This is a genomic window from Dysosmobacter segnis (assembly GCF_014297285.1).
Classification (GTDB): domain Bacteria; phylum Bacillota; class Clostridia; order Oscillospirales; family Oscillospiraceae; genus Oscillibacter; species Oscillibacter segnis.
Window position 1 is genome coordinate 1 of record NZ_JACOQI010000046.1, and the last position, 6,127, is coordinate 6,127.

A 6,127-nucleotide genomic window follows, 5' to 3' on the forward strand; every position below is an offset into this window, starting at 1 on the left:
TTGAATGATAGGTTTGCTCTGTTGTATAGTTCGCTTGAAGCTCGTTATCCATTCTGTTCACCCCGCTCCTGCAATAATTCTCTCAGAAGTCCTTGGCATCCCGCCAACACATCCTGCCAAGTCCTTCATCACGAATTCCGCCATCGGACCGCGACAGATATTGCCATGATACACACAGAGTATCTTTTTCATCGCTCTCCTGTGTTACTTCTTTTTCTTCAGTATAGCAGGAAATCGCCTGTTCGTCGAGAGGCATTGTAATGCATTCTTCTGTAAATGGTGCCGGTTGTTACACAATACATAAAGAAAATATTATAATATGGTGTTATCTTGAAATGAGGAGATGATGCTATGCCCAAGAAATACCCGCTCGAGTTCAAAAAGCAAGCGATTCGTCGCTATGAAAAGGGTGAGTCCATTCCGGCTCTCTGCCAAGAACTGCACATATCGCAAAGCACCTTCTATCACTGGCGAAACCAGTACCGTTCTATTCAGACATCTGCCCATACCTATACGCCCGCTGAGTTCGACGCTCTTGTCAGGCGGCTTCAAAAAGCCGAGCACAAGCTTTCTATTATTCAGTTATCCGGTTACCTGTCCAAAGTACCTCTACAGGACAAGTTGGCCACTCTGGAGCATTTTCACAATGAAATGTCTGATTTGTACAGCGTTCACGAATTATGCGAAGCCTTGGATGTATCCCGCGGTACATTCTATAATCATATTTTCCGTCGCGCAGATCGTAGCAAATATGAATCCGAGAAGGCTCAGCTCATGCTGAAAGTAAAACAGATCTTCGATGATAGCGAACAGCGGTATGGCGCTGATAAGATTCGTACCGTCTTAGCCGAAAGCGGTCTGCGCATCAGTGCAAAACGAGTCTTGTCCATTATGCAGGAGCTTGGCTTGCACAGTATTCGCACCGACGCAAAAAAGGTCTACAAGAATCAAATGCGAAAGAAGCAAAATCTGCTCCATCGAAAATTTACCACGAATCACCCAAATCAAGTATGGGTGAGCGATATTACTTACTTCAAAATCAAAAATGCATGGGTCTATCTTTGCGCTATTATCGACCTCTTCTCCCGTAAAGTCGTAGGGTATCGGGTATCCCGCGCAGCCAGTACTCGCCTTGTCACAACCACGTTCCGCAACGCTTATGCAGAACGAGGCTATCCGCAAAGCCTGACCTTTCATAGTGATAGGGGTGGGCAGTACATTTCCGCAGCCTTCAGTAAACTTTTACAGCAATATAATGTCAAACACTCCTTCTCAGCAAGCGGCACACCTCTCGATAATGCGGTCGCAGAGACATTCTTTGCCACATTCAAAAAAGAGGAGGCCTACCGGCGCGAATACACTTCTGAACGGCATTTTCGGAAGAGTGTGGATGAGTATATTCGCTTTTACAACGAGGTTCGCCCCCATCAAACGCTGAAATACAAGACACCGCAAGCATTTGAAGTAACATATCAAGGTAGCTATATCGAAAAGCCGTGTTCATATAACGATGCCGGCGTATGAAAACATCTTCGCAATTTTGATGTTTCCCGATACACATTAGCCATACACAAAAAAACGGAAAGCCTTGTATCGCAAGGCTTTTCAAATAAGAAACCACCCGTATTTCGACAAAAAAGTTCGAAATACGGGTGGTGTTCATATGTCAGGCGGCTTCAATTCGGATATTTTGCCTTGGAATCCTTGTACCGCAACGGCTTGCAAATTTCCGGCAAAAAATACTCGCAATTTTTTTGAGGTACTACTGACGCTATTCGAACCCCCGGTCGAATTCAACACGAGTATTACTCGTCCAGCTTTTGGAACTCATCCAGCCGCAGTTCTCGCTTCAATTCTTCCTCTGTCGGCAGATAGGTAAAATACTTGGATGCGAAAATCTGGTGATTATCCTCCGGCAAAGTGTACTTCACAACAGCATCACTTTTATCGGCGCAGAGGACAATGCCAATCGGCGGTGTATCTCCTTCGTTCATCAACTCACGAGTATAGTAGTTGACGTACATCTGCATCTGACCGAGATCCTGATGCGTAAGCTGACCCATCTTCAGATCGATTAGCACAAAGCACTTGAGGATATAATTGTAAAACACAAGGTCGATGAAAAAGTTCTGACCATCCAGCGTAAACTTTTTCTGTCGGGCTACGAAGGAGAAGCCTCGTCCCAGCTCCAGCAGGAAGTGTTGCAGGTGATCAATCAATGCCTGCTCCAATTCTCCCTCATACACATGCGTATCCGGTTGGATTTGCAGGAACTCCATTACATAGGGGTCTTTGATGATTCTTTCATATTCCGGTTTCGGCTCCGTTGTTTGTATCTCAGCAGCAACAAGTGATTTATCCTGGCTTGCCAAGATGCGCTGATAGTACATCGTGTGGATCTGCCGTTCAAGCTGCCGGACGCTCCATGCGGACTTCGCACATTCTTCCGCATAGAAGGCTCTTTCTTTCTCGTCGGGAACGCGCATCAGTAGTCGGTAGTGCGACCAGCTCAATTCAGGACACAGTGTGTCTCGAATTGGATATGCGCAGTAGAACTGGCGCATCTTTCGCAAATTTGACTCGTCAAATCCCTTCCCGAATTCCGCCATCAGATGTGCGGACAGGTATTGCAGCAGCTTTTTGCCATATCCTGCCCGGTCATTTTCTCCGCAGGCTTTGTAGATCTGCTCGCCGATTTCCCAATAGGCTGTCACCATCGCGGAGTTTACTGCCACACTCAAACTGCGCTGTGCAGACACAATGGAATGGCGGATTGAATGATAGGTTTGCTCTGTTGTAATGTTTGTTTGAAGCTCGTTATCCATTCTGTTCACCTCGCTCCTGCAATAATTCTCTCAGCAGCCCCTGACACCCCTCCAGCACATCCTGCCAAGTCGATTCGAAGTCTTCGGTGTACCACGGGTCGGCAACATCGCGGGAGTGGTCGGTGTAGTCCATCAGAAGGTGTAGCTTGCCGGCAAAATCGCCGCCGCAGATGCGGTACATATTCCGCAGGTTCGCGCTGTCCATGCCGATCAGCAGGTCGTACTTGTCGTAGTCCTGGTTGGTAAGCTGCCGCGCCGCGTGGCCGTCGCAGGAGATCCCGTGCTCCGCCAGCTTGCGTCGCGCCGGAGGATAAACCGGGTTGCCGATCTCCTCCCGGCTGGTGGCCGCCGATTCGATATGGAATTGTGAGGCAAGCCCAGCCTTCTTGACCAAGTCCTTCATCACAAACTCCGCCATCGGGCTGCGGCAGATATTGCCCAGGCACACAAAGAGTATTTTCATCATCGCACTCGCTCTCCTGAGAGATTTCTTTTTCCTCAGTATAGCAGGAAATTGCCTGCGCGTCGAGAGAAGAATGCAGCCACGCCTGAGATTCTATGGCTTCCAGTAGTTTGCCTTTCTTCCATTCGAAACACAGGGCGGCTCGGATGTACCACGCCCGTTCCTCGCTGCTGCCGCATCCTTCTAAAATCGCCACATTCCGCGTCCAGCCGAGGCGCATCGCCAGATGCATGATTTCAGGGGATTTCTCATAGGCGGCGTAAAACGCGCGCATCCGGCGCAGGTTGCGGGGAGAAAAGCCCTCGGCCGCAGGATAAGTGGCTTGCAGGTATTCCGACGCCGCGACAGCCGCGCCTTTCTCCGCTCTGTCGCTGACCACTCGGCCAATCTCGCAGTACAGCTCTATCTGCGGGAGCTGTGCCGAAACAGCAGCATCCAGCGCGGCAAACATGGTGGTGTAATCTGTTGGCTTGCGAATGTTCATTGGCTTTCTCCTTTCTGGCACAATGTGCCTGATCAACGCTCAAAGCAGAGAAAAGCACGGTGACACCGCCGTGTTTTTCTCTGCTTTGACCTGCTTCAGATGACCTGCACGATCTGCTCCCAGAGCAGGATGTGCTTTTCGTCAATGGCTCGGTTGTCGTGGTAGTGGCCGAACAGCCAGTAGTGGTATCTTGCTCTTTCCCGTACCTCTTGCAGGAAGTCCGTGAGCCGGTCCGCCTCGTTGTGGCGGCTTCCCATGAGGGCGATGCTGGTTGGGGCGCAGTGGGTGATGATGTAGTCCACCGCCCAGCCGACCGCGTCGAGGTTTCGCCGCGCCTCGGCGTATTCCTCATCGGAGGGCAGCTCCCGCACCCACCACGAGATATGGTTGATGCGGTATCTCGCTCTGTGCTTGCGTTGAAGCGTCATGAGCCTTCGCTCAAAATCCGGGGCATCCGGCTCCAGAATCCCATCCTCGATGTCATGGCTTTTTGCGCCGCCCATGGTGAAGAAGCGGCAGCCCTCCAGCTCGAAGATCTGGCCGCGCATCAGGTGCAGCACATGAGGGCGAACGCGGTGTACCTTGCCGCCGTGCCACTCCGCCACGGGGTATCGTTCCAGCGCGTCGTAGTTCTCATGATTCCCGCAGACGAAGGCGAGTGTGAAGGGCAGGCGTTCCAGCCAGTCCAGCGTTTCATCGTCGCGGCTGTCACCAAACCACACGCCGCCGCAGTCTCCTGTAATGATGACCGTGTCATCCTTCGTCATGTTAGCTTGTTCCGGGAAGTATTCCGATTGGAAACGCTGGAAGTTTCCGTGACAGTCACCAGTCACATAAATCATGCGAATTTCCTCCTCTTAGGTTGGTCTACGGCTTGCTCAACCTCTACGCCATTGCGGAAGGTGACCTTGATACGATTGTCCGTCAGGACGGTGACCTTTTCCAGCATCTGATAGACCACTCCATCGTCCCAATCCGTGATTCCCACAGTCACCGCGGTCATTGCCGTGGCTGCCGCATGGATACGGCGGCTGATCTGCTCCTGCTCCTGCCGGATACTGAGGATAGCGGCCTTTCGGCGTTTCAGTTCCTCCATTGTGGTGGAGATGGCACGGAAACGCTCGGCGTATTCGTCCGCGTCACCATTTGCCGCCTCTGCCAGAAGCGTATCGAATTGTTTGCCCAACTCTGTGACTGCCCGGTCAATATCTCCGAGGCTCATGCTCTCGCCGGGGATTGGAGCCAGCTCCTGCTCCATCGCGTCCACAAGCTGATCCGCCAGCACCTTGCGCCCTGACATGGATGCGTTGATGGCTGCCAGCACCGCCTGCTGGAGCGGTGATTCATCCAGCGTCGGAGATTCTTTGCAGTATTTCTTGCCATAATCCAAGCGACTGCTGCAGCGCCATACGGCACGTTTCTCGCCGTGCTGCGTCCACACCACTCTGCGGTACGCTGTGCCACACTCGCCGCAGAACAGCAGACCGCTGAGTGCGTACTTGCCGCTGTAGCGGCTCATACCTGTGGGGGCGCTCTTTTTCGTGCCGCCGGTCTGGGCCCGGCGACGCGCCAGCTCCATCTGCACGGCATCGAACCGTTCCCGTGGGATAATAGCTTCGTGGTGATTTTGAATCAGATACATGGGAAGCTGTCCAGTATTACGGATGACCTGCTTGCTGATGCAGTCCCGAATGAAGGTCTTTTGGAGCAGGACATCACCGCAGTATTTTTCATCAGAGAGGATCGTCCGCAGGTTGGAGGTTGTCCATTCCGTCATTCCTGCCGAATTCTTGAATCCGCCTGTTTCCAAGGTTTCCTTGATATTGCGCAGCGTTTGACCGGATAGGTACAGCTCGTAAATCTTTCGGACAGTCTCTGCCTGCTCTGCGTTGACCACCATCTCTCCGTCAGGCCCTTTTTCGTACCCCAGCAGGGTCTTATACTGGATGTTTGCTTTCCCCGTCCGCATCGCCTGATGCTTGCCCCATTTGACGCGGGAGGATATCCCTTCGCTTTCGGACTGTGCGAAGGCGCCGTGGATGGTGATGAGAAATTCGCTTTCCGGGTAGATGGAGTTGATATTCTGCTCCTCGAAGATGACCGGGATACCCATGCTGCGCAGCTCGCGGGTATAGCTCAGAGTGTCCACGGTGTTGCGGGCGAAGCGGGATACCGATTTGGCGAGGATCATGTCGATCTTGCCCTTCCTGCACTGCCGGATCATGCGAAGAAAATCCTTGCGCTTGCAGGCGGAGGTACCGGTGATACCCTCATCCGCGAAGATATCCGCCATCGTCCAGTTGGGATTTGCCATGATCTTTTCCGTGTAGTATGCTTTCTGGTTTTCATAGCTGC

The 6,127-nt window shown here is 52.1% G+C and carries 5 protein-coding genes and 3 pseudogenes; 1 reads left to right on the forward strand and 7 read right to left on the reverse strand.

Annotation, left to right across the window (positions count from 1 at the left end; translation table 11 throughout):
- Nucleotides 1-102: 102 nt before the first annotated feature.
- Nucleotides 103-192 (reverse strand): annotated as a pseudogene (locus H8Z83_RS19755) (low molecular weight protein-tyrosine-phosphatase); the annotation flags it as partial.
- A 159-nt stretch (nucleotides 193-351) separates the two neighbouring features.
- On the opposite strand from H8Z83_RS19755, the gene H8Z83_RS18360 reads away from it, so the two are divergent.
- A complete protein-coding gene (locus H8Z83_RS18360) occupies nucleotides 352-1,524 on the forward strand; it encodes an IS3 family transposase (RefSeq protein WP_187016370.1) in 1,173 nt (390 codons plus the stop codon).
- 281 nt (nucleotides 1,525-1,805) lie between these two features.
- On the opposite strand, the gene H8Z83_RS18365 is transcribed toward H8Z83_RS18360, so the two are convergent.
- The 6 genes and pseudogenes from H8Z83_RS18365 to H8Z83_RS20405 all read right to left on the reverse strand — a co-directional run.
- Nucleotides 1,806-2,825: a PDDEXK nuclease domain-containing protein gene (locus H8Z83_RS18365; protein ID WP_187016371.1), complete on the reverse strand. Its 1,020-nt coding sequence runs from the start codon at nucleotides 2,823-2,825 to the stop codon at nucleotides 1,806-1,808.
- Nucleotides 2,818-3,291 (reverse strand): low molecular weight protein-tyrosine-phosphatase, encoded by a 474-nt coding sequence (locus H8Z83_RS18370; RefSeq protein ID WP_187016372.1) that lies wholly within the window; start codon nucleotides 3,289-3,291, stop codon nucleotides 2,818-2,820. The genes H8Z83_RS18365 and H8Z83_RS18370 overlap by 8 nt, the downstream gene beginning before the upstream one ends.
- 88 nt (nucleotides 3,292-3,379) lie before the next feature.
- A pseudogene (locus H8Z83_RS20285) lies at nucleotides 3,380-3,772 on the reverse strand (DUF1016 N-terminal domain-containing protein); the annotation flags it as partial.
- A 95-nt stretch (nucleotides 3,773-3,867) separates the two neighbouring features.
- The gene (locus tag H8Z83_RS18380) at nucleotides 3,868-4,614 is read right to left on the reverse strand and encodes a metallophosphoesterase family protein (RefSeq protein ID WP_187016373.1); all 747 of its coding nucleotides are present in this window, start codon (nucleotides 4,612-4,614) and stop codon (nucleotides 3,868-3,870) included.
- Complete coding sequence (locus H8Z83_RS18385; RefSeq protein WP_436231655.1) at nucleotides 4,611-5,672, reverse strand: recombinase family protein; 1,062 nt, start codon at nucleotides 5,670-5,672, stop codon at nucleotides 4,611-4,613. The genes H8Z83_RS18380 and H8Z83_RS18385 overlap by 4 nt, the downstream gene beginning before the upstream one ends.
- 114 nt (nucleotides 5,673-5,786) lie before the next feature.
- A pseudogene (locus H8Z83_RS20405) lies at nucleotides 5,787-6,086 on the reverse strand (recombinase family protein); the annotation flags it as partial.
- Nucleotides 6,087-6,127: the final 41 nt, after the last annotated feature.